This is a genomic window from Nitrospira marina (genome assembly GCF_059568365.1).
The window spans coordinates 4097025-4119349 of record NZ_JCANTH010000001.1 but is presented as its reverse complement, the minus strand read 5'-3'; the positions used below and the strand labels follow the sequence as shown (position 1 = coordinate 4119349).

At 50.3% G+C, this 22325-nt stretch carries 17 protein-coding genes; 12 read left to right on the top strand and 5 right to left on the bottom strand.

What is annotated here, in order from left to right; all coding sequences use genetic code 11:
* Nucleotides 1-116: 116 nt before the first annotated feature.
* Nucleotides 117-1694 (top strand): di-heme oxidoredictase family protein, encoded by a 1578-nt coding sequence (locus tag LX98_RS17775; RefSeq protein ID WP_496430126.1) that lies wholly within the window; start codon nt 117-119, stop codon nt 1692-1694.
* Nucleotides 1695-2036: 342 nt separating this feature from the next.
* On the opposite strand, the gene LX98_RS17770 is transcribed toward LX98_RS17775, so the two are convergent.
* Together LX98_RS17770 and LX98_RS17765 are read right to left on the bottom strand one after the other, a co-directional pair.
* Nucleotides 2037-2633 carry a hypothetical protein gene (locus tag LX98_RS17770; protein WP_496430125.1) on the bottom strand — a complete coding sequence of 199 codons (597 nt, stop codon included), beginning with the start codon at nt 2631-2633 and terminating at the stop codon, nt 2037-2039.
* 251 nt (nt 2634-2884) lie between these two features.
* Complete coding sequence (locus tag LX98_RS17765; protein ID WP_496430124.1) at nt 2885-3229, bottom strand: Na-translocating system protein MpsC family protein; 345 nt, start codon at nt 3227-3229, stop codon at nt 2885-2887.
* Nucleotides 3230-3771: 542 nt separating this feature from the next.
* Here LX98_RS17765 and LX98_RS17760 point away from each other — a divergent pair.
* From LX98_RS17760 to LX98_RS17710, 11 genes are all read left to right on the top strand, one after another.
* Nucleotides 3772-6792, top strand: coding sequence for a putative inorganic carbon transporter subunit DabA (locus LX98_RS17760; RefSeq protein ID WP_496430123.1), 3021 nt, complete (start codon nt 3772-3774; stop codon nt 6790-6792).
* Nucleotides 6793-7277: 485 nt separating this feature from the next.
* Entirely contained in the window at nt 7278-7769 is a 492-nt protein-coding gene (locus tag LX98_RS17755) for a Na+/H+ antiporter subunit E (RefSeq protein ID WP_496430122.1), read from the top strand.
* Nucleotides 7769-8035 (top strand): monovalent cation/H+ antiporter complex subunit F, encoded by a 267-nt coding sequence (locus tag LX98_RS17750; RefSeq protein ID WP_496430121.1) that lies wholly within the window; start codon nt 7769-7771, stop codon nt 8033-8035. Before LX98_RS17755 ends, LX98_RS17750 begins: the two co-directional genes overlap by 1 nt.
* Nucleotides 8036-8335, top strand: coding sequence for a monovalent cation/H(+) antiporter subunit G (mnhG, locus tag LX98_RS17745; RefSeq protein ID WP_312645977.1), 300 nt, complete (start codon nt 8036-8038; stop codon nt 8333-8335). It begins immediately after the preceding gene.
* Nucleotides 8332-8865, top strand: a complete 534-nt coding sequence (locus tag LX98_RS17740) for a DUF4040 domain-containing protein (RefSeq protein ID WP_312645978.1) — start codon at nt 8332-8334, stop codon at nt 8863-8865. Before mnhG ends, LX98_RS17740 begins: the two co-directional genes overlap by 4 nt.
* Complete coding sequence (locus tag LX98_RS17735; protein WP_312645979.1) at nt 8862-9311, top strand: MnhB domain-containing protein; 450 nt, start codon at nt 8862-8864, stop codon at nt 9309-9311. The genes LX98_RS17740 and LX98_RS17735 overlap by 4 nt, the downstream gene beginning before the upstream one ends.
* Nucleotides 9301-9681: an NADH-quinone oxidoreductase subunit K gene (locus LX98_RS17730; protein WP_496430120.1), complete on the top strand. Its 381-nt coding sequence runs from the start codon at nt 9301-9303 to the stop codon at nt 9679-9681. The genes LX98_RS17735 and LX98_RS17730 overlap by 11 nt, the downstream gene beginning before the upstream one ends.
* Nucleotides 9678-11147 (top strand): proton-conducting transporter transmembrane domain-containing protein, encoded by a 1470-nt coding sequence (locus tag LX98_RS17725; RefSeq protein WP_496430119.1) that lies wholly within the window; start codon nt 9678-9680, stop codon nt 11145-11147. The genes LX98_RS17730 and LX98_RS17725 overlap by 4 nt, the downstream gene beginning before the upstream one ends.
* A 30-nt stretch (nt 11148-11177) precedes the next feature.
* On the top strand, nt 11178-13355 hold the full coding sequence (locus LX98_RS17720; RefSeq protein WP_496430118.1) for an NADH-quinone oxidoreductase subunit L: 2178 nt from the start codon (nt 11178-11180) through the stop codon (nt 13353-13355).
* A 133-nt stretch (nt 13356-13488) separates the two neighbouring features.
* Nucleotides 13489-14997 carry an NADH-quinone oxidoreductase subunit M gene (locus LX98_RS17715; protein ID WP_496430117.1) on the top strand — a complete coding sequence of 503 codons (1509 nt, stop codon included), beginning with the start codon at nt 13489-13491 and terminating at the stop codon, nt 14995-14997.
* A gap of 470 nt (nt 14998-15467) precedes the next feature.
* Entirely contained in the window at nt 15468-16547 is a 1080-nt protein-coding gene (locus LX98_RS17710) for an OmpA family protein (RefSeq protein WP_496430116.1), read from the top strand.
* Nucleotides 16548-16688: 141 nt separating this feature from the next.
* Here LX98_RS17710 and nhaB read toward each other — a convergent pair whose 3' ends face one another.
* The 3 genes from nhaB to LX98_RS17695 all read right to left on the bottom strand — a co-directional run bounded on the left by nhaB (nt 16689) and on the right by LX98_RS17695 (nt 22030).
* Complete coding sequence (gene nhaB, locus LX98_RS17705; protein WP_496430115.1) at nt 16689-18281, bottom strand: sodium/proton antiporter NhaB; 1593 nt, start codon at nt 18279-18281, stop codon at nt 16689-16691.
* A gap of 196 nt (nt 18282-18477) precedes the next feature.
* Complete coding sequence (locus LX98_RS17700; RefSeq protein ID WP_496430114.1) at nt 18478-20169, bottom strand: SulP family inorganic anion transporter; 1692 nt, start codon at nt 20167-20169, stop codon at nt 18478-18480.
* A 139-nt stretch (nt 20170-20308) separates the two neighbouring features.
* The gene (locus tag LX98_RS17695; protein ID WP_496430113.1) at nt 20309-22030 is read right to left on the bottom strand and encodes a GAF domain-containing protein; all 1722 of its coding nucleotides are present in this window, start codon (nt 22028-22030) and stop codon (nt 20309-20311) included.
* Nucleotides 22031-22325: the final 295 nt, after the last annotated feature.

Genomic DNA, 22325 nt, shown 5'->3' with positions numbered 1-22325 from the left:
TCCCCATCAATAATTTCAACTGCTTTTGTCAGAGAATTCTGACTCCCCCTCAATAATTTCAACTGTTTTCCCCCAGGAAAGCGAGCTTCCTTATGCGACGGTATGAGAAGAATGGTATGTCCATGTTCTTTGTGTTCATAGTGCTGAGCACGTTATCGTTTATAACAGGTTTCCCTGGAGCGCAGGCACAGGAAACGGATATTTTTCAACATCCTAATACTGAACAGGCAGGGATTAAGAAATCTTTGGAGCAGCAAATTGGGGCTGGCCGGGGAGATATTAACACTCCCGATTCCTCGCTGTACATCATTAGCCGGGATCCGTTTCGCTCCATTCGTCGTGGTCGAAATCTCTTTCAACGAAAATTCACCATATCTCAAGGAATGGGCCCACGCAATGGTGACGGATTCGGAGATATTAGCGCCGATGCTTCGCTGGGCGCAGGGTTAGCCGATAGTTGTGCGGCCTGCCACGGACGGCCACGAGGATCGGCGGGATTTGGTGGAGTTGTGTTTACCCGTCCGGATAGCCGGGATGCCCCACATTTGTTCGGGTTAGGAATTATCGAAATGCTTGCGGATGAAATTTCTCAAGACCTCCGGCAAACCCGGGATCAGGCCATTGCCAAAGCCAAGGGGGGACGACAATCGGTGGAGGTGTCGTTAAAGAGTAAGGGGATTTCCTATGGAAACATTAGAGTGAATCCTGACGGTTCGGTGGATCCATCCCGATTAGAAGGGGTTGATGAGGATCTTCGGGTACGGCCATTTTTTCATCATGGCGGCACCATTTCCATCAGGGAATTTGTTGTCGGGGCATTGAATGGAGAAATGGGTATGGAGGCTTTTGATCCGGATTTGGCCAAGGCGGCTAAGGGTGGAGAAGTGATAACGCCATCGGGAATGGTGTTGAATGGAAAGGTTGACACCATCGAAGCACCTCCGGCTCTGAGTGAAAGTGATGATCCGGATCTGGATGGGGTGGCCAATGAAATTCCCGTGAGTCTGGTGGACCACCTGGAATTCTATTTGTTGAATTATTTTAAGCCCGGCATAGGCCGCCAGACCAGAGATACTAAGCAAGGGCAGAAACTCTTTCAGGACATTCAATGCACCGGTTGCCATATCCAAAATTTAGTCATTGAAAAAGATCGACGGGTGGCTGATGTGGAAACTTCATTTGACAGCCGCCGAGGGATTTTCAATGACCTGTTTGCCGTGGCGACTCCTTTGTTCCAAGAAGTTCCTGGTTCAGGTACTCCATCGGTGAAAGAACCCAAGGGTCAGCGGTTTGTTGTGAAGAATATTTATGCGGATTTCAAACGGCATAATCTTGGCCCCAATTTCTGGGAACGCAATTGGGATGGTACCTTGACCAAAGAGTTGATGACCGAACCGCTATGGGGAGTGGGGACGACTGCCCCTTATGGGCATGACGGGAGAAGTATTGATTTGTGGTCAGTTATCATGCGGCACGGTGGTGAAGCGCAACATGCTCGTGATCGCTTTGCCCGATTACCGGAAGTGAAGCAAGGGCAGGTAATTGATTTTCTCCAGACGTTGGTGTTGTTTCCACCTGACGATACGGCTTCCAATTTGAATCCGGGTGATTCGCAATCACATAATTTCCCTCAGTACGACCATGGCAATATTGCGTTGCCTTCATTATTCAACGATCCAAGCGATTTAGAATAAAGGGATTTTTTACCTCGTTCTTCCCTGCCTCTTGGCATCAAACCCGTGAGCTATAAGCTCACGGGTTTGAACCCTCTCTTGCAATGAGAGATGTCCCGCCTTTGCCTTTTTAATATTTGTGCGGTGGAACAAGCAGGAGGACCACACCACATGGGTTTCAAATTCTGTGCGTCTCATTCCCCTTGCTTTTCGCCTCATCACTGATAGTCAGCCGCCACAAAAAATGTTGAGGGTCTATTTTGAGTTATATCGTCCGGCAGCAATCACAATCGGTATGGGGGTGGAATCGGAGAAGACTTTGCTTGCCGACAAGCATGTCCTGAAATATGGCACGTGAGGGAGTTAATTGTTCTCAAATGCTTGACGGGTTGCGAAGACCTCGCCTGGATGAATTAGGAGCAGACAATCACCATCAACCGGATCCTTGTGAAATAGTGCAAAGGTGAGGCAGAGCTGAGGGGTGGGTTCAGGGGGGAATTGTAACATGATAGGAACATCCACCAGCGGAGTTGGTGTTTTCAGGATGGCCAACCTGAGGCGGACAGCCACGAGTGTATCGCGTAGACGGGATTGAATTAGTTCTTCTGTGTAATCCGGGGAAGGAGTGATGTATTGATCCCAGAGGGGGTTGGTCATGCCCACGCAGAAATCCAGCCCCACGCTTTGTGCGATTGGTGTGACATCTTTGAGTATTCCGGATTCAATGGCTTCTTTCCGGGATCGGATCGGGAGTGATTCAAATTCAGCAGGAATATCCCCTGAACTCAGTGGAAGAGCCGATTGAGACGGTTCAGAGAAATCTGAAGGCAAAAGATCGGAACTTTCCGGAGACTGGGTGTGTTCACTTTTTGAAGGAAGATCGTTCAAAGGTGTCTTCCCTAGTGCTCGAAGAAGACCTTCGTAAACGGCTTTGGCAGAATCCGTCCACGAATCATTCATTGGCAAGCCCCGAAAGGCCGCCTCAGAAGCTTTTTTCTCATCATGTGTTAAAATACGTTGTGCTTTCATACTTTTAAAGATAAGGCAAATCCCCTGGAAGTCAAGACTCAAATTTATCTGTCCATCCCAAAAGCCGGGAAATGGAGAAAAAAGGAAATAAAAATCCGGTCCATGAGACTCGCAGACGGCCTAGCCGCCCAGGTTATGAACAGGGTACCTCTGAGGTGGTTGATGTCTCAAAATGAGACTGTTTACCGGAATGTCGCTTCCAAATCACGATCTAAAGTCAGGACGATGATGTGTTCTTCGATCCGGGTATCGATATCCGTAAACAGGGCAGTCGTTTCCGCACCGGTGATCTCCAGCATTTCACGCCACAGTTGCTCTCTTCCCTGTGAAATGAGATTTTGCCGCATCTGTTTGACCATTCCAATGCCTTCTTCACTCTTAGCCAGCTGGCGTTCGGCTGGGGTAAGAACGCCTTTGAGCCGAATGAGGATGGTGTCGCGTAGAATGCTGGCTCGAACATCGGTGGGGCCGCGGCCCATGAATTCCTGTTCGAATTTAATAATGGCATTCCGGATCGCCGATTCCATTTCACCTCGTGTGAAGGGGGGGCATAGAGTAATGCTTTCCGCCAAGACGGACCTTGCCCATTCACTATGAATCTATCACAATCGCCGTAGGAAAGAATCTCAGGAACTTGAGGAACAACCTATCGCCCTGATATAAGCGTATTGTTCATGTGAGGTCAAGAAGAGAATATACTTCTCCTCGAATGCCGGAGGAGGGTGGTAATGTGCTGGTTTTGACCTTGATCGTAGAACGGCTTTGTCGGATCGCTTGGCTCATTCACCATGTGATTGAGGCAAGCGCTAGAATAAGCCAACCGAGTGATCTCCTGAAGCTAAAAAGAGGAGACACCCATCGGTTGGCTTTTTTATTGTCAATAGAGTTTATTGCACGCTGCTAAATTGACGTAGATCTAACGAGGTGAGTGCATGGTCTTGTCAGGCTTTCCCCTCTGCCATTTCACCCTGATTCCCATTATTTTAACCAGGAAGAGCACAAATGATTTCTCCAAACCTTATTTTGACGTTATGGGATGTCCGTGCTCTTAAATGGTGGAAAGGGGGCAATGAACAGGCTTGAGCAAGATCGTTCAACGGTGACGAATTGGAAATGGCTGCGAGAAATCGTTGATGAGGCGTGTCAGCCCATCGGGCCGTATTGGCCGATGAAAACCTTTGCTTATTACAATCCCATTCGGGACCTCGAGCATTTACCATTTGCCCGTGCGATTGAGGAAGCGAATCAGTTGCTGGGCGCCAGGGGATTTCTGCCGGTTGAAGAGTATCGCCAATTTTTTTATCAAGGTCGGATTACTCTGCCGGCTCTTGAACGGGCACTTCGGCGGGTAGGGCCCCCATTACCTTCACGGGCTACCATTCGAGTTGGAGCACGCACCATACATATCCACGATGTCTGGCGCATTCATGCCGCATACGGAATTGAAATCCTACCTGCTGTGATGCTGACGTGGACCCTGGAATTGGAGGGTCTGACCACACGATTTCGATCCGATCTTCCGGAGGATTCTCGTTCCTCCATTATTGACCGAACGATTCGGGAGTGCGAGAAGTGCCGCCAGGATCCGGAAACCGCCTATCTGCATAACCTCTGGAAAAGTTCGTTGGCGGCGTGCCAGTTGTCTGACCCTGTGTCGGGTCTGCCTTCTTTCCATGCACCTGATCCCAGTCGGAGCGCTAATGCATCAGAACGTGAGACTGCATTCGTCCCGGTTGATTTACCTATAGACAGGACGCTGGGCGATTGGCTGGATAGTGAGACGGGTAGCGTGTTGGTTGAGACCATCAATGCCCACATGATCAAATGGATTGGGGCATTTGTCGACGAAGGTGTTGCGGGATGGAGTATGCCTTCAAGAGACAAAGGGTTTTATGCTGCATGGAGAGAATTAGGCGAAGGGGATCTCTCGGGCAGATTCCTCGGGATTCCAGATCTTCGACAAAAATTCGGCGAACTGTCCGATGCACCGGAGGAAATGTTGTGCAAACATCTGGAAGATCTCAAAATTCCAAAGGAACGTTGGCAAAACTATTTCTCACGGCATCTGGCTCAATTGCCAGGTTGGGCAGGATTTATCCGATGGCGTAGTGACCACACCGGGTATCCTGCCCAACAACATTACCCTATTGATCCACTGCAATATCTGGCCGTTCGCCTTTTTTATGAATCTGGAATGGTAGAGGGACTTTGCCAACGGGAATGGGGCATCAAGGGGACGCTACCTGCACTCCTCGCTTATTGGAACGAACAACGTGAACAGGCGTTGGGCCTTCCTCCTTCTCATGTCTCCGACCCTAATATTCATGCGGTGTGTCATCAAGCTTGGCGACTTTTTCACTTGGCTCAGTTTTTGGAATTGACCCCAATTGAGGTCCATGACTTGTCGTACAGCGACATGTCAACCTTACTGGAGTGGCTGGACCTCTTCCCCCAATCTGAACATGGACCGGTATGGCTTGAAGCGTATGAGGACGTCTATCGGGAGTATTTGCTGAGAACCATCAGCGGACATCAAGGGGTGGCATCCGTTAACAATGAGCGGCCGCGGGCACAAGGGATTTTTTGTATCGATGCGCGCTCGGAGTCGTTTCGGCGTCATCTTGAAGCTCAGGGGTCGTATGAAACATTTGGATATGCGGGATTTTTCGGTGTGCCCATGAGTCATGTGGCATTTGATAGCCACGACCACTTGGCTTTGTGTCCGATCTTGTTGACACCAAATGCGGAAGTGACCGAAGTTCCCCGAGTCGGGCAGAATGATCGGGTGAAGGACTACCTCTCGGGAACGAGGTGGCATCAACTCAGTCATCATCTCTTCCATGATCTGAAACACAATCCATTTGCTTCTTTTATGTTGATTGATGTGCTGGGGATGTTTTTTAGCGTCGGGTTGGTAGGAAAAACGCTGTTTCGAACATCGTTCGATGCCGTCAAGCAGTGGTTGCAGCAGTGGTTGGGGGGCACCGTTGCCACGCAAATTCCCGTTGAGGCTTCACGTGGAAACGAGCAGGGACATCCTCGATGGGGAGCACTGGCCATGGGTTTCACCCCATTGGAGCAAGCGGCCTTTGTGGAGGGGGGATTGCGAGTGATCGGGCTCACGAAAAACTTTGGCCGGTTTGTGATGGTCTGCGGTCATGGGAGCCAGTCCGAAAACAACCCTTACTATGCGGCGCTGGATTGTGGCGCATGTGGAGGCAGTCATGGTGACCCGAATGCTCGTGTCTTTGCAGCCATGGCCAATAATCCGGAGGTTCGGAGCATTCTGAGCGATCATGGTCTGGTCATCCCAGAAGACACCTGGTTTCTTCCCGCCAAACACAACACGACCACAGACCGAGTGACGATGTATGACCTGGGCGATGTTCCTGCTACCCATGTAGAGGATTTAGCACTGTTGGTGAGGGACTTGGAGCAGGCTGGCACACATCAGGCATTGGACCGATGCCAGCGCATTCCAGGGGCTCCCACCGGGGTGTCTCCCAGTGACGCGTTCAAGCATGTCAGGAAGCGGAGCATGGATTGGGCTAATTCGCGTCCCGAATGGGGATTGTCAGGGAATGCCGCATTTTTGATTGGAAAGCGGACACTTACCAAAGGTCTGGATTTGGACGGGAGAGTCTTTTTGCATTCTTACGACCCTGCCCCGGATTCTGATGGGAGTCTTCTTGAAAAAATTATGACCGCACCTCTCATCGTGGGCGAATTGATTAACTTAACGTATTACTTTTCCTCGGTGGATCCTTGGGCCTATGGGGGTGGGAGCAAGGTCATTCATAATATGGTTGCCGGAGTTGGTGTGATGTTAGGGAGTCAAAGTGACCTGCAAAAAGGTCTTCCTCTCCAATCGGTAAACGATGGGGCGCGGCACTATCATGAACCCATGCGCTTACTGGCCATCATTGAGGCGCCGCCGGATCGAATACGGTCTATCATTCAGAAGCACGCTTTGCTTCAGCATGTATTCCATAACCAATGGATGAACCTCATCGCGTTTGATCCGGACTCTAAAAACTTTTCACGGTATCTCTCTGACTTAACCTGGGAACCAGTCACGATGAACATATGATTTCACGAAAAGAATGAATGACGTTTTGACTTCCGCCGTGCCTTGGATTCCTGATCGAATCTCCTATCATCTCCCACGAGGGATGAGTATTCCTGAGGGCGTTCAGTTCCTTCTACGGGATCAAGCAGCCCTCAGGAGGTTATTTAAACAACTCCAGTCGAACCTATCGCTTCGATTCGGAGTTGTGAATGGAAGAGGGTGCCTGGTATAAGGTCGGAGGCTTGCAGAGTGTTCAAAAGGATGAGGCCCCCTTTTATTATTTGGCGCAGGCTGAATTGGGAGAGTGGGAGCATCCGGTTAGCCGAAATAACGTTCATCATGGCAGTAGGGTTCCCAGCATTGGGTTAGTTCCGATTGGCTGGAGAAAGTACAAGCCAACCAGGTTTTTTGAACACCTCATTCGAAAAACATTTGGTTGGCTTTTTTTATACTTAATCGGGTTGGTTGATTCGAGCCGTTCAGGTTTTAATCTAAAGATCATTTAGATGAAATCTTCCTTTCCCAAACAGTTTATCGCTAACACCTTGGCCTTATTCTGTGGCTGGCTTGTGTTATCAGGGAAATACGACAATTTTCACCTCGTTCTCGGATTCACGGCCTCTTGTGGAATTGCATGGTTGAATACGGGGTTCCCTCATTCTCCCTTTCAGCAATTCCCATGGGGCCGTATGGTGCTGTACGGCCCCTGGCTTTTTTTACGGATTGTGGAGAGTAGTCTGCATTTGACGAAACTCATTCTGAATCCGTCGTTACCCATTAAGCCCAGACTTATCACCTATCGATCTCATTTAAAACATCGGGGCGCGATCGTTGTGCTTGGGAATTCTGTGACCCTCACGCCAGGCACCATTACCGTGGAAATTAACGACAATACTTTCCTTGTGCACGCCATAGATGAGGCAGCAGGGAATGATCTCACCACCGGCCGGATGGAGCGCAAAATTGCCAAGGTCTTTCAGGAAAACACGAATTTGTGATGATTGATTTTTTTCTGTTTTTATTAATTACGTTGTCATTTCTGATCCTCGTGTATTTATACCGGGTGATCCAGGGTCCCACGGTGTTTGATCGGGTATTAGGATTGGCGGGAATATCGACCAAAGCCATCATTCTGGGCGTCGTCATAGGAACGGTCTATGACCGTGTGGAGATGTTCGTGGACATCTCCACGGGGTATGCGCTTTTGAACCTGGTGGGAGCGTTTGCCATTGCCAAATTTCTTGAGCAACGAGGAGCACCCTAAATGGTCGTTATTGCTATCGGATTAATTCTGGCAGGAGTATTTTTCCTGGTGGTGGCCGCAATTGGCACAATACGCCTCCCTGATGTGTTTTCGCGATCCCATGCGGTCTCCCTGACTGATTCCCTAGGGGCCATTTGTGTTCTCGCGGGCCTTGCTTTGTACCAGGGCTTCGGGATCAATATGTTGAAGATTCTGGTCGTTCTGGTCTTGCTCATCCTGTTGAATCCGGTCATTGCTCATGCCACGATTCGAGCGGCCTATCGGTCTGGCCTTAAACCTCAGACGGAGGAAGACCAATGATGTATTCCGTGAATATTGCCTTGCTGTTACTTCTGGTCCTGACCGCGGCCAGCGCCACATTTTTGGTCAAGGAATTGATGAGTTCAGTGTTTATCCTCGGGTCGTATAGTTTCTTTTTGTCCCTGGTTTGGGCTTGGTTAGGCGCAGTGGATGTGGCATTTGTCGAAGCCGTTATTGGCGCCGGGTTGGGTACCGTGTTGTTCCTTATCACGTTGTTTGATACCGCTCCCAAGGATAGCCGCCTTCGTCGTCCCCCTCCTCCTCTAGCGGGAGTCCTCGGACTGCCCTTGCTGGGCCTGCTGTTATTATTAGCGGCGAATGATCTTCCTCAGTTTGGCGACCCTACCTCTCCGCCCAACGTGCACATTTCTCCCGTGTACTTACAGAATAGCTATGCGGACACGCTCACGCCGAATGTGGTCACCTCGGTGCTGATGGACTACCGGGCATTTGATACGTTGATAGAAACCGTGGTGATATTTACGGCCGGTATTGCCTGTGCCTTGTTATTACGGGAGCCAGGCTCATGAAACAGATCCACGACAGCATCATTGTTCAGACCATGAGTCGCTTGCTTATCCCTCTGGCCCAGTTGTTTGCGTTGTACGTCTTGTTCTTCGGCCAGTACGGTCCTGGAGGAGGATTTGTCGCCGGCGTCATTTGGACCACCAGTATGATTCTGACTTTTTTGGTGTTCGGGCTGAAGTCACCCCAGGGACGTTTGGTGGAAAAGGTCTTGCATGGCGATGGGATCGGATTGATTATTTTTGTAGGAGTAGGTGGCTTATGCCTCATCGGGGGTGGGGAATTTCTGAACTATGCCAATTTGGAGATTCCGGGTTTGGATGCTCCCGCCCGTCGGTATACAGGGATTTTGCTGGCACAAATCGGCGTGGCCGTGGATGTTGCGGTGACAGGGATTTCTATCGTTCTCAGCTTGGCCTATCACGATACCGAGCAGGAATATGATGTTTGAGATGATTGGAGGGTGGCTGCAGCGCCCCAACTACATTGCCTTTGTCCTGCTGTTTCTGTGGGGCATCTATATTATGGTGACCCGGTACAATCTGGTGAAAAAACTCATCGGGATGTATCTCATGCAAACGAGCGTGATCTTTTTCCTTGTCACCACAAGTGCCAAGCAAGGCGCCACGGTGCCCATTTTGCTCTCCACTACCGAGATCGTTCAACCGGAAGTCTATGCGAATCCTCTCCCTCATGTGCTGACATTGACGGCGATTGTAGTGGGTGTTGCCACCCTGGGAGTATCTTTGGCGCTGGCCGATGCCATTTATAAAAAATACGGCAGCCTGGACGAAGAAGAAATTCTCAAAAGGCTGGAATGACGCGACACCTTCCCGCAATTCTTTTCCTCTTACCTCTCGGTTTGGCCATTTGTTTACCATTGATCGGGACCAAGCATCGTGAGTGGTGTCGGCCATTATCGATTGGTGTGCTGGCTGCGATGGTCCCGGTTTCCTTCGCTAATCTGGTAGGAGTTCTTCAAAACGGGACCATTCATTATGACTTTGGGGGATGGGCCGCTCCGGTCGGGATTGAGTGGGTGGCGGACGGCTTGGCCAGCGTCATGACCGTGGCTTTGAGTCTCGTTGGATTGGTGTGTATCACCTTCCTCAGTTCAGTCTTGTTTCCTTACCTTGGTAGCCGGATTGTCCCGTTTTATACCCTGGTCTTATTATTGATCGCGAGTCTGACCGGCATGGTGTTTGCCGGGGATTTGTTCAATCTTTTCGTGTTTTTAGAAGTATCCGCCCTGTGTGCCTATGCCTTGGTCGGGTTGGCCGGCGGGAAAGCGCTTGTTGCCGGATTCCGGTATTTAATTTTAGGCACCTTCGGAGCCTCCTTATATCTCCTGGGAGTGGGGTATTTGTACGCCGAGACGGGTACGCTCAATATGGCAGATCTGGCTCAGCGGGTACCCCCTCTGGTGACATCCAAGGCCCTTGCCGTTGGTGTGTTATTCATGTTCATCGGGCTGGGTATCAAGATGGCATTGGTACCGCTCCACGGGTGGTTGCCGGATGCGTATACGTATGCGCCAGATAGAGTGTCACCGATGCTGGCATCTTTAGTGACGAAGGTCGCGCTGTATGGATGGATTCGCATTATGTTTTGGGTTCTTGGAGCCCAGGCGGTGGTTTATCAGATCCGCCTTTTGGTATTAGTGGGGATTCTTGGGGCTCTTGCAGCCCTGGTTGGCGCATTCCTGGCTCTGTCCCAAGTAGAAATCAAACGCATGTTTGCGTATGGAGGGCTTTCGCATATCGGATTGATTTTGGTGGGGATTAGTCTCGGAAATCAAACCGGTTTTGTCGGAGGAGTGTTTTACCTCTTGAATGATGCCGTGATGCAAGCGGGATTGTTTTTTTGGGCGGGGGCGATTATTCATCTCTACGGGGTTCGCACTATTGAGGATCTTGGACGACTGCAGGGAGGAGCGGGATGGATGTCGGTGGCCCTGGTCGTCATAGCCCTATCAATGATCGGGATTCCTCCAACCGGGGGATTTTTTGGGAAATGGTATATCATTCTTGGCGCGGTGGAAGCGCAAAATTACCTTGCCATTGTCGCGGTGCTGATTGCGACTCTGTTAACTCTGGCCTACTTCGTGAAATTATTTGAACGGGTATTTCGGGACCGCTCCGCCCAGCAACCTGCTCTCATACGTGAGATTCCATTGGCGGTGAAAATTAGTCTCGGCGCCACGTCGGTGGCGGTCATTGTTTTGGGATTGATGAGCGATCACATTGTCAGCTTTCTCCTCAAGAACGCGATTCCACCCGGGCTTTAGCAGGATCGGGCATATGGTGACATCCTGATTATGACATTCCTCATCCTTATTCCCCTCCTTCCTCTGATGGCCGTCCTGATTCTCGTGCTGGGGAAACCCTGGCTTGGAGAGCAAGGCCATAAGATCGGCATTCCTGCGATGGCTCTCTCCTTCGCGTTTTCCACCATCGCGTTTGCTCGAGTGGCATCAGACGGGGCCTTCTCCATCCCACTCTACCGGCTGTTTAAATCGGGAGACCTGGTTGTAGATTTGGGTCTCTATGTCGACCAGCTCACGGTGTTGCTCCTGCTCTTGGTGACCGGTGTGAGCAGCGTGGTGCATGTGTATGCGTCACGTTATATGATCGGCGATCCCCGGTATAACCGTTTCTTTGCAGTCATCGCGCTGTTTACGTTTTCGATGATCATGCTGGTTATGAGCAATAATCTGCTCATGCTGTTTGTATCCTGGGAGATCATGGGGATTTGTTCTTATTTGTTAATTTCTCATTGGGGGGAGCGGCAATCATCTGCCCAGGCCGCGACCAAGGCCTTTCTCGTGAATTCGGTCGCGGATGTGGGCTTAGGTTTCGGGGTCATTCTGACCTATTCCACTTTTGGGACACTGGATATTCAGACGATTTTAGGGGAAGCCTCATCCCTACAGGGAAACACCATCAACCTGTTCGGCTGGCTAGGGCTGGACGTGTCCGTTCATATCCTCACCCTCATTACACTTTTTCTTTTCCTGGGAGCCATGGGAAAGTCTGCACAAGTGCCATTCCATGTCTGGCTCCCCTTCGCGATGGAAGCGCCCACCCCTGTTTCCGCGTTGATTCACGCCGCGACCATGGTGAATGCCGGCCCATTTTTGTTGGTTCGCATGAGTCCCCTCGTGATGCTTTCGCCAGAAGCCATGACCGTCATTGCATTGATCGGAGGGGTGACCGCACTGTTTGGAACCCTTGTCTCCCTGACTCAGGTGGATATTAAGCGTATGCTGGCGTTTTCCACCATTGGTCAAATCGGTTTTATGATCATGACCTGCGGAGTCGGAGCCTTTGTCATCTCTATTTTTCATATGCTGGCCCATGGATGTTTGAAAGGATTTTTATTTCTATCGACCGGAAATGCACTTCGTTCCGTTGGCTCCCATGGACATGTGTCTTCGTCGCATTTTCTTCATGGGTCATCAATGCGTTCTATGGGGCCCTTAGTGTTGGGCGCTTTGCTGTTGGCCTGTCTTCCGCCGTTTTTCATTTTTTTCGGGCCGTATGAACAATTGTGGATGATTCAATCGGGATCTTCCGCCCAATGGACATTTTGGATTTTGGGATTTCTGACGGTATTTTTTTCTGCCATGTATGTCATGCGTGGTGTCCTGGTCTTGTTTGGTCAACCGCATGCGATAGGGTATGGGAGTGGAGTGGGGAGCCAGGCCATCCAGCCTCGTTTCTTTTCCCCCATCCACTTTCTGGGAATTTTGGCTGTTATTGGAATTTTTGGAAGCCTGTTGCTGGTCCTGTGGAGTTGGTTTTCGGAATTTCTGTCCCCTGTTGTGGGACATCGGGTGGCTCAGATTCCAAAGGAAACTTCGAGTGAGACCGGCTTGCAACTTCTTATTGCATTTGCTGTGGCTGGACTCGGTATCGCGGTTGGGTACGTTTCTTTGACAAAATTTTCGGGTTCCTGGGTCCAACAATCGGAAATGAGCAAGCGATGGTATGTCCACTTCCTGAATAAATTGTATTTCGATGAAATATATGAGGCGTATGTTGTGGTGCCCACTCTCCGCTTGGCCCGATGGCTATGGCGGGTTGTCGACCGGAATGTGTTTGACGCCCTCATCATGGGAATCGCAAATGGGTCAGTGTTGGCGGCGAAATGGATGTGGCGGGTGGTGGACCTTCGGGGAATAGACGGGCTGGTAGTAGGTCTGGGACGGAATAGCGTAGGAATAGCCGGTTGGCTCTGGCGGGTGGTGGACCTTCGCGGTGTCGATCGGGTCGTCGTGGGTATCGGCCATCGGAGCCTAGGTATCGCCAACTGGCTATGGAAAAGAATCGAAATCAAGGTTCTCGACAAGAATGTGGTTCGTGCCGGGAATCAAGCCGCGAGCACAGGGAATATGATACAGGAACTGGAACCTCGCACGTTACAGCACCATTTACTGGTCATGATTTTTTGGCTGATTGTGGGGATTGGGTTGTTGTTTTGGTATGTCGTGTGATTCCGCAGATAGCTTGTCAGTGATTGAGGGATAACGAACACGACACTGAAATTCAAGCCCGCGGAGTGGGAAAAATGAGAGGGCGTCCTTCATCCTGGATGTACCATGACCGGCATGTCATGAAGGGGAGACTATGAATACAATCTTCACTGAGCATCTTTTGAGTATCATGATTGCGATGCCGTTTTTGGGTATTGGGATCATCGCGTGTATTCAGGATCAGGAATGGATTCGGCGCGTAGCTCTGGTGTGCACGCTGGGTGACGCTGTTCTTGCACTTGTGCTGCTGGGAGAATTTAATTTTTCCACTCAAGCCATGCAATTTGTGGAGCGGATGGCATGGATGCCGACCTTTAATATTCAATATGCTGTCGGAGTGGATGGTATTAGTCTTCTTCTGGTTTTACTCACGACTCTGCTCTGTCCCTTTTGCGTCCTGTGCTCCTGGAAGTCAATTACCACTCGTGTACGCTCCTTTATGGCCATGATTCTGTTGGTCGAAGGGGCCATGATTGTGGTGTTTACCGCTCTGGACCTGTTTTTGTTTTTCATGTTGTGGGAAGTCACGATGATTCCTATGTATTTTATGATCATTCTGTGGGGAGGCCCCCAACGCATAGCAGCCGGCATCAAATTCGTTTTGTACAGTTTGTCAGGCAGCCTGATCTTACTCTTGGCGATACTCGGGTTGTACGTGGAAGGGGGGCGGACATTTGATATTTTAGCGTTGGGGGAGAACACCTATTCCCCCGAGGCCCAGTTTTGGATATTTTTGGCATTTTTCCTAGCCTTTGCCATTAAATTACCCATGCTGCCGTTTCATACCTGGCTACCGGATGCCCATTCCGAAGCTCCCACCGCCGGAAGCGTCCTGCTGGCTGGGGTGCTTTTAAAAATGGGTGGATATGGATTTTTACGATTTTGTCTCCCCATGTTTCCTGAAGCCTCAGTGACCTTTGCACCGTTTATCTTGTGGTTATCCGTGGCGGCTATTGTGTATGGGGGGTACATGGCCTTGGCCCAGTCTGACCTGAAAAAGCTGGTGGCGTATTCGTCCATTTCGCATATGGGATTCGTGACATTGGGAATTTTCGTGTTCAATAACCATGGTATTCAAGGAGCCATCTTGCAGATGGTGAACCATGGAATAACCACAGGAGCCCTCTTTTTGGCTGTCGGTCAATTGTATGATCGGACCCATAGCCGGTCGATTCAGGATTACGGAGGATTGCAAAAATCCATGCCCCGGTTTGTGGCACTTTTTTGTCTGTTTTCAGTGGCATCCTTCGGACTGCCTGGGACGTGCAATTTTATTGGAGAATTTTTGGTCTTGGTCGGAACGTCTTTTGAAAGCTATGTCATGGTGTTGTTGTCCATGGGGGGCATTGTCCTTGCGGCGGCCTATATGCTCTGGATGCTCCAACGGGTGGTGTTGGGTCAACCAAAAAATTCGACCATTGCACAACTACCGGATCTGAATATGCGAGAGTTGGTGACGGTGATCCCTCTTGCCGTTTTAATCTTGGGGATCGGCTTGTATCCGTCACCACTCATGGAAATGATGGATTCGAGCGTCACGCACTTGGCTCAGCATATGGCACAGTACCAGGTGGGGATAATCCACGAGGTGTCCCTTCGGTGAGGAACGAAGCCTGCAGTCGCGATAAAGACGATAGTTTTCGATGAACCATGGCTTGGACATCTCTCCGTTGTTGAGAACGAGAGATAACGATTAAACTTCTCCCATCCCCAGTACCCTTCCGCGCCAACATTTTTTCTTTTCATCTTTCTGCATTGGTCCCTTGCGAATTGAAACAGTGTCGGTGGTGCTCATTGGGTAATATTGACAGGTCATTCTGACCTCTTTGAGCAGCTACTTCCTTGTTCCTGCAGGTTTTCTCAAGTGTCCTGTCCAGACTGCCGAGAATAATCTTCACTGCTCTCTCTGGTGGCGAAAGAACCTTCCGGTCACTAAGGTTGGCCATGGCACCCAGAAGAGAAAATTGAAGCCATAGAGGCCCAAAGTTACCAACCAGTCTTGAATGCTCAGGTTTCATTGATAGTAGAGAACCTGGGGTGAGGAGAGGCGGTAAACGTGAAGGAGCAGGCACTATGAAACTGGGGAACACTTTACTTGTGGCAGTGGCATGTACGGTTGTGGTCGGTTGCGTGAGTCAACAATCACATGAACGTGCCCTCCAAGAATACGAAAAAAATCAAGAGTCCACGATAGCGGAACTTGAACGCTTGCAGCAGGCTGTTGAAGAGAAACAAACTGAAGTCCTGCAGCTTCAAGAAACCAAGACAGCCCTTGAGCATACCGTTGAAGTGCAAGACCAAATTAAGGAAGAACAATTAGCCGCGGTCCAACAAGAAGTGGAAGCGTTGTATACGCAAATCCGAAAACTCGTAAATTCGGAAGGAGCCGGTTCTTTAACCGATCCTCTTTTTGGAGGAGAACCGGTGGATTTTCATGATTTGGCAGCCGCGCTCACAAAGGTCAGGTCGGGTTTAGACGGGCAAATCAGCCAGATGTCTCACCTTCGTGAACAGAATGGTCAGTTGGAAAAAGAGCTTTCGGCGCTGGAGGCCAGGCTCAAAGAAGTGGAGCGTTTAAAGCATGAGTTGGAATTGGTCCGAAAAGCTCGGGAGGCTCAGGAAGCGCAACTGGAAAAGGTCAAATATGAAGTCCTCACAGTCGGAGAGGAGATTGATCGCATTACCAAGGCGCTTGAGGACAAATTTGGCAACAGTCTGGTGGTGACTCAACACCATGATCGATTAGTCCTCACCATGCTGGGACAAGTCCTGTTTGAATCCGGTGAAGCGGATTTGACCCCTCTGGGTCTGAGGATTATGAAGCAGGTGGGCCAGGTGTTAGCGACCGTGCCGGGGAAAAATATTCAAGTTGAAGGCCACACGGACAACCACCGCATATATGGACAACTACAAAAACAGTACCCCACTAATTGGGAACTTTCAACGGCACGCGCCACGACAGTGTTACGGTATCTGATTGAACAAACCGGAATGGATCCCAAACAATTTTCAGCGACGGGCTATGCCGATATGCGACCGGTGATGACGAATGAGACCGAGGAGGGAAGAGCCCAAAATCGTCGTGTGGAAATTGTCCTCTATCCGGAACGAGTGATTCAGGGCAATGAAACTGTGGCGACACTCGCCCCGTAATAAGAGGCGAGGGCCACAACCAACGATTGGGCTTCAGAAGTGGTTCACCATTTCATTCCTCTCTTGCATCGAGCCATGCGTCAACCTTGCTGCAGAGATGCCGTTTCTTTTCCCTATCTTATTATCTGACCTCTTCAACCATTAATGTGCCAGCGGTTCTGTGGGATGGCCCGAGCTATCCAAGCTATGGTGTTGGATGAGTCCGGTCTCGTATAAATATGCTGTCGCCGGATCCAACAAAAAATACACGGAAAACAGGCCGACACTGGCCATGGTCAACGTATAGGGAAGTGCCATCCATACCATTTTTCCATAGGATAAGCGGATAACCGGAGCCAGTGAGGAGGTTAATAAAAATAAAAATGCGGCTTGTCCGTTGGGGGTTGCCACACTGGGAATATTCGTGCCGGTATTAATCGCAACGGCCAAAAGGTCAAATTGGTCGCGGGTAATGGTGCCCGCCTGGAAGGCACGGAGCACTTCCTGAATGTAAACCGTTGCAACAAAGACATTGTCGCTGATAGCCGAAAGAACACCGTTGGCCAAATAAAACATGCCGATTTGATGAGATCCTTGCAAACTTAATCCATACCCGATGATGCCGGAAAACAGATTCTGATCCTGGATGACCGCCACAATGGCGAAAAAGACGACGAGGAGAGCCGTGAAGGGAAGCGCTTCCTTAAACGCTTCTCCAAGCTGATGCTCTTCGATAATCCCGTTAAAGGCGGTAATAAATACGATCACCGTGAGTCCGATAATTCCCACCTCCGCCAGGTGAAAGGCCAAGGCAACAATCAGCCAAATGCCGGCAATCGCTTGAATAATAAGCTTGGCCGTGTCCCCGGAATCCCGTCGTTTCTGCTGTTCAGTTTCGAATTCCACCAAAATGAGGCGAACGGGATCCGGGAGTTGAAAGCCATAATCAAACCATCGTATTTTTTCCACAAACATACAGGTTAACAATCCCGTGGCTAAAACTGGAATTGTCACAGGGGCCATGCGCAAAAAAAACTCCATAAATTCCCAGCCCGCCTTGTCCGCGATCAATAAATTTTGGGGTTCCCCCACGAGAGTACAAACTCCGCCCAATGCTGTTCCCACTGCTCCATGCATTAATAAATTTCGAAGAAAACCTCGGAAGCTGTCTAAATTTTCGCGGTGAAGCGAGCCGATTTCCTGATCGCTTGTCGAATCATGAGAGGTTTGAGACGATTTGCCAGAGGCCACCCGGTGGTAAATGTTATAAAAACCCAAGGCGACGGCAATGATGACCGCCGTGACCGTCAAGGCATCGAGAAATGCCGAAAGGAAGGCACCCATGATGGAAAACAAGAGTCCCAACAAAACTTTTGAACGGACGCCTAATAAAATTTTTGTAAACAGAAACAAGAGCAAATCTTTCATGAAGTAGATCCCGGCCACCATGAAAATCAATAACAGGATCACCTGAAAATTATTGAGCGCTTCATGATAGACCGTAGCGGGTGTGGTCATTCCCAATAGGACGGCTTCAAGTGCGAGCAAGCCACCGGGTTGTAGCGGATAACTTTTGAGAGCCAGGGCCAGCGTAAAAATAAACTCCAGGATGAGGACCCATCCGGTGTAAAACGACCCAATGCTCATCAACAAGATGGGATTGAGGATTAAAAATCCCAGAATGGTCAGTTTGTACCAGGTTGGAGTGTGGTTCAGGAAATTCTGTATGAGCGCTTGAGGAACTGTTGTCTTCATTTCAGTTGGGTAACCTTTCGGACCGGTGGTTCCAGATAGAGTCTGACTGATTAAACCAATACTGTTAGGGTCAATACACTGATTGGGGATCTTTCTCGCATCCAGGCCTTTAAAGGGATGGGCGCAGGGCAGAGTTTCTCAGCGCCACTATGAATGCTTCAGAACCAGAGAAGGCTACATTATCAAAAAACATACCTCATGAAGGTTTGGGATGTTCAGATTGAATTTCCGTGGGAGGGACATCGTACGGATGGGTGGATCCGCCTGTATGAGCCGCATGGCGTAATGCATCCAACCGAAGAGGGTATCGATGCTCGGGCGGGACCTTATCGAGCACCCCGAGTCCTTTGAGAACTCGAGCAACTCCCGGACGCATACCCACAAAAAAGACATCCTGTTGATGCGTTTTCACCATCACCACCATGTCTTCGATAGCTAATGCAGCCGTTCCGTCGATGGAAGGTACCGATGTGAGATCGAGAATTACGCTGGAAAAGGTACTGAAATTTTTCACCGATTCTAAGCGACGAACCATGTCTTTAGCTGATCCGAAGCTCATCGGTCCATTCACATGAATCATGATAATGCGCTCGCGGTTTCGGTTCAGGATGCGTTGCTCCTCTTTTGACAGCGGTGTTTCATTCGAGGCACCCGTGATCACACTGAGGTTTTCAAGTTCCAGATCGGCCATTCGCTTCACGAACATCACGCTGGCCAGTACCACGCCAATTCCCACCGCCGTGATGAGGTCGACCAAAACCGTGACTAATAGGACTACGATCATCACTAAAACTTCGGTTCGTGGAGCTTGCGCCATATGTTTCAGAAATCGCCAATCAATAATATCGATTCCGACCTTGATAAGCAGACCGGCAAGAACCGCCAGTGGAATTTTTTCAGCCAGAGGGCCTAAGCCAAGCAGAGTGCCGAGAAGAACGACCGCCATAAACATGCCAGAGAGAGGCGTGCGGCCTCCAGTTCGAATATTTGCCACGGATCGCATGGTGGCGCCGGCTCCTGGAAGGCCTCCGAAAAACCCCGCAGCCATATTCCCAATGCCCTGGCCGATCAATTCCCGGTTGGAGTCATGTTGGGTCCGTGTCATATTGTCACACACGAGAGAAGTCAGTAGGCTATCAATTGTTCCCAATAATGCCAGGACGAGGGCTTCTTCAACCATTATGACGAGAGCATTGATATGCATGGTTGGCCAAATCGGCGAGGGAAATCCTGTGGGAATGTCTCCGATAACCGGAAGGGTTGGAAAGAACATCTCAGCGACCATCGTTCCAACGATGAGAGCCAATAACACCGGTGGAAGGCGTTTGCCGATAGTGGGAGGAGTGAGATAGACAATGGCCAATGTGAGAGAACCTACCAACATGGCGGGGAGAGAAAACGATGCGAGGTACTCAGGCATGGCCATGAGGTTGGCCACGACTTTGGACTTTGCTTCCAAACCGAGAAAGGGGGCAACCTGAAGAATGAGAATAATTCCTCCGATGCCGCTCATAAATCCTGAAATGACCGGATAGGGGACCAAAGTGATATACCGACCAAACCCCATCAGTCCAAATAAGACTTGGAAGACCCCGCCGAGGATGACAGCCGTAAATGCCAATGCCGGTTCACCGGCAAAGTTCAAGATGATGCCGGCCATCACGACGGTCATCGGACCGGTTGGTCCTGAGGCCTGTGCAGGAGTCCCGCCGAAGAGGGCTGCGAAAAACCCGACAAAAATAGCTCCATACAGACCGGCAATGGCCCCGAGTCCAGATGTCACTCCGAAGGCTAAGGCTAGCGGTAAGGCCACGACCGCCGCCACTAATCCACCATACAGGTCCCCCCGTAAGTTATTGAAATGAAGGCCATGAACCCATGAAAGCACTGGATAAGTAGCAGTCATTTTTAGGAGGGAGGCGGTAGATTCCGATGATAGGTCACAAATGCTATTAGGAAAAGATATGCCCCGTGCATGTCGTGGTTACCAATCAGTCAGGCCAAAAATTAATTCACGAGACTATCGATTATCCATTGAAATTTTGCTTGGCGGTCCGCTGGATGAATTGGCCAATTTGAAGGCCAATGGAGGCAAACATGGCCAACAGTTCTTCGTCGGGCTTTTGAATATCTCTGTGGAAAAATTCGATGACGCCAACAATTTCGGTCCCCGATTTCATGGGGAAAGCGAATCCGGAATGGAGACCTTCTTGTGCGGCAGCGGCCGCGCGCGGGAAGTTTGGGTCGGATACCACATCGGTGATCCATGACGGTTGGCCGCTTTTCCACACTCGACCTGGTAATCCCACTCCCCGTGCAAACGTTATCGCTTGGGAGGCCTGTCGGAAGGCATCCAGGTTTAAGTGAGGGGAATGCCAGACATTGAGGCAACGCAAGACCTGTTGCGAGGGGTCCAGTGTCCAGATAGCTCCGAGATCCCATCCTAAATTGTCACCAATGGCTTCCAGGATAAGGGAAGCCGCCTGAGTCATTCCAGCTGATTCGGCGAGAACATTGGTTAAACTATGATGCGTGGCCAGTCGACGTTCCTTATGCTCTCGTTCGATACACTGGCCAATTTGAAAACCAATATTCGAAAGCCGTTGAAGCAGCATATCATCCGCTTCCTCCGGGAATGGGGAGAAGAATTCGAGCACCGCTCTCGTATTCCCAGCCAGGCAAATGGGAATGGCGAATCCGGCGTGAAGTCCCACTTCCAAGGCCACCTGGCTTCTAGGGTCTTTGTGGTAGTCGGCAAGGTCTCTGATCCAGAGAGGGTTTCGAATGTCCCACACCTGTCCAGCCAATCCTACAGGAGGCGTGAGCGCCCAACTGGAGTTTGATGATGACATCGCTTGAGCTTGAGGAGAGTCCGATGGCCAAATGACGGCGGCTCCCAGAGCCTGTCGGTGATAGTCCATTCGCCAGAGGATGCCCACCTTCCAATCCAGCGTGTGACAAATGGCTTTGAGAATTTGGGGATATGTTTCAGAAATGCTAGATGCGGTGGTCAGGATGTCTGCGATGGCATCGTGCAAGGCCAGGCGTCGCTCTGCACGCTTGCGATCAGTAATATCAATGCCAAACCCAATGAGGTCCGGTTGGTCGCCTTCCAATTTGCACAGGCAATTTAAAAACCACCAGGGCTTCCCCTGCAGGATTCCATTGCTCTCGTAAAACACCGAATTGGCAAGAGTTCCTTGCTTGACTTGGTTTTTTATCCGATCAGGTGGCTCCAAGGGAATACGGCCAATGGCGGCCAGTTCCTTTAACCCGAAACGAGCCAGGCCGCGACCGAAGGAATCATGCATGACCCCTTCCTGATCGATTCGAAATGCCACGGCCGGCATATTCGACAAAATGCCGGTCAGCATGGAACTCTGGTCACGAGTCGCCTCGTCAGACTCTCTCACCTGCATGGCTAACAGGGCGGTCGACCAAATCGCAAATAAGGCAATCGATCGATTCGTCATGCCAATCCATGGTTCAGCCCCCGAAGGCGAAAAATAAAACCCGATGATTGTTAAAAGGGTGCAGAGGCCTGCCAAACGCAACGGATCATTTTTATCCGGAGACCGGAGGGCAATCAGCACGCTAGCGACATAAGGGACCGCTTCGGCGACTCCCATGGGGAGGAAGAGGTCCACGACGAAGACCACTGTGGCCACTAGCAAGGCTAGACCTAAGACTTGCCCCCGGTTTTTTTGAGGGCGTTCAACCGAGTTTTGCAGGGACAGTGGACTTGGCATGGGGTCTTATGGGAATACATGAAAATGGGGAATACGACACAAATATTCCCCCAACATTCACTGACAATACTTCGGGAACACGATACGAAAAGCACGCCAGTGAGTGCAAGAGGAGTCAGCGGAAAATGATGGCTTATGCCGTCAGTCCAGAACGCATACTTTTGGACGAAGGCCTGCTGTGGACTGAAGAGGATCTGTATGGGGACGGACAAGGGCTGTTGGTGCATCCGAGGGCTCGACGGCCTTTTTCCTCTTATGCGATGATGTCAAGTCGAGGTATGATAGGCCCTTACGC

Bases quoted from the DNA above. Each gene is read 5' to 3' on its own strand.
- LX98_RS17730 (WP_496430120.1), top strand. From the start codon at position 9,301: ATGATGTTTGAGATGATTGGAGGGTGGCTGCAGCGCCCCAACTACATT.
- LX98_RS17720 (WP_496430118.1), top strand. From the start codon at position 11,178: ATGACATTCCTCATCCTTATTCCCCTCCTTCCTCTGATGGCCGTCCTG.
- LX98_RS17750 (WP_496430121.1), top strand. From the start codon at position 7,769: ATGATTGATTTTTTTCTGTTTTTATTAATTACGTTGTCATTTCTGATC.
- LX98_RS17735 (WP_312645979.1), top strand. From the start codon at position 8,862: ATGAAACAGATCCACGACAGCATCATTGTTCAGACCATGAGTCGCTTG.
- LX98_RS17775 (WP_496430126.1), top strand. From the start codon at position 117: ATGTCCATGTTCTTTGTGTTCATAGTGCTGAGCACGTTATCGTTTATA.
- LX98_RS17770 (WP_496430125.1), bottom strand. From the start codon at position 2,633: ATGAATGATTCGTGGACGGATTCTGCCAAAGCCGTTTACGAAGGTCTT.
- LX98_RS17765 (WP_496430124.1), bottom strand. From the start codon at position 3,229: ATGGAATCGGCGATCCGGAATGCCATTATTAAATTCGAACAGGAATTC.
- LX98_RS17760 (WP_496430123.1), top strand. From the start codon at position 3,772: ATGAACAGGCTTGAGCAAGATCGTTCAACGGTGACGAATTGGAAATGG.
- LX98_RS17725 (WP_496430119.1), top strand. From the start codon at position 9,678: ATGACGCGACACCTTCCCGCAATTCTTTTCCTCTTACCTCTCGGTTTG.
- LX98_RS17715 (WP_496430117.1), top strand. From the start codon at position 13,489: ATGAATACAATCTTCACTGAGCATCTTTTGAGTATCATGATTGCGATG.
- LX98_RS17755 (WP_496430122.1), top strand. From the start codon at position 7,278: ATGAAATCTTCCTTTCCCAAACAGTTTATCGCTAACACCTTGGCCTTA.
- LX98_RS17740 (WP_312645978.1), top strand. From the start codon at position 8,332: ATGATGTATTCCGTGAATATTGCCTTGCTGTTACTTCTGGTCCTGACC.
- mnhG (WP_312645977.1), top strand. From the start codon at position 8,036: ATGGTCGTTATTGCTATCGGATTAATTCTGGCAGGAGTATTTTTCCTG.
- nhaB (WP_496430115.1), bottom strand. From the start codon at position 18,281: ATGAAGACAACAGTTCCTCAAGCGCTCATACAGAATTTCCTGAACCAC.
- LX98_RS17695 (WP_496430113.1), bottom strand. From the start codon at position 22,030: ATGCCAAGTCCACTGTCCCTGCAAAACTCGGTTGAACGCCCTCAAAAA.
- LX98_RS17710 (WP_496430116.1), top strand. From the start codon at position 15,468: ATGAAACTGGGGAACACTTTACTTGTGGCAGTGGCATGTACGGTTGTG.